Origin of the sequence: Marinobacter persicus, from assembly GCF_002934325.1 — a bacterium.
Classification (GTDB): Bacteria; Pseudomonadota; Gammaproteobacteria; order Pseudomonadales; family Oleiphilaceae; genus Marinobacter; species Marinobacter persicus_A.
In genome coordinates, this window is record NZ_PTIV01000093.1 from 1 (window position 1) to 1060 (window position 1060).

The window sequence follows — 1060 nt, forward strand, 5'->3', positions numbered from 1 at the left end:
CTGTATTGCTTGCGTTTCTTGCTCATGATTCTCCTCCTTGTGGAGATGATGAATCAGAGCTTAGGCTCCTGTCCAAATTTCGGGGTCCACTTCAGTCGTACTTCGACAACACGGCATATTGATTTCGGTGAAGAATCGAGGCGACCATGATTTGGGTGAAATCGTCCAGAGTTAGCGTTGCATCCAGCCTGTAGTCCTTTCCGCCCTGCTTTCTAACTTTTGTGCCTGTTACCACACCGGGCGTAAACGGCTTGAATTCTGCTTGGAGGGTTCGGAAATAACGCTCGACAATGCCTTTTGCATCTCCCCGGTATGGCGGGGTGGTCTCAATGCGCACGCCAAATGCTTTTTCCAGGGATTCAATCTGGTGCCCCAGTAATTCCCCACGGTCCGCGAGAATCGCATCTGGCACGCCAACGGTTGGCCACTGCTCTGAAGTAATCTCCGCGCCATAACGGGCACAGAGTTCAGACTTGTCTAACATCGACGTAGACAGTGCATTCATTGCTGTCACATAGGATGGGTTTTCCAAACCGATGTAGAAGCCGGTCACCATGCGGCTAAAAACATCAACCACCACATACAGAGTAGGACGACCGATGACTCGTTGCCGGTCGGCCGATAACAGGTAAACATCGGCAATCGTCGCATCAACTTCATACCTTGAGCCTGGCCCCACCACTCCTGCTGTGGCAGTCCCTATTAAGGGCCGAATATCTTTTTGGTAGGAGATTCTGTTTACTCTAAGGCGAATGCGGTCCGCATTCTCATACTCTCGGTGATAGAAATATCTTATTTGAGCAATTGTTGGATAATCTTCGGGCTGCACATTCGGGTTGGCGGCCTCGAACATGTCGATGAATCGTCTATGGGCGTATGGCAGGGAATGGCCTTTGTCGTTCACATAGTAGCGATCAAGTACCAGACGGAACATCTTTTCGATGGAGGCATCAACGGTAATCCCGGTACCCGGTGAGGTTTTCCGGGGTCGACCCAGTTTCTTCTTGGAAACTTTTTTCTGCCCTTTTCCCCCGGATTTTCGGTAATCCGGCAACAGAGC

General features: G+C 50.7%; 1 protein-coding gene. It reads right to left on the bottom strand.

Annotation, left to right across the window (positions count from 1 at the left end):
- Positions 1 to 91 precede the first annotated feature (91 nt).
- Positions 92 to 1060, bottom strand: a 969-nt coding sequence (locus BY454_RS16730; protein ID WP_258075695.1) for an integrase catalytic domain-containing protein, incomplete at its 5' end; no start/stop codon positions are given.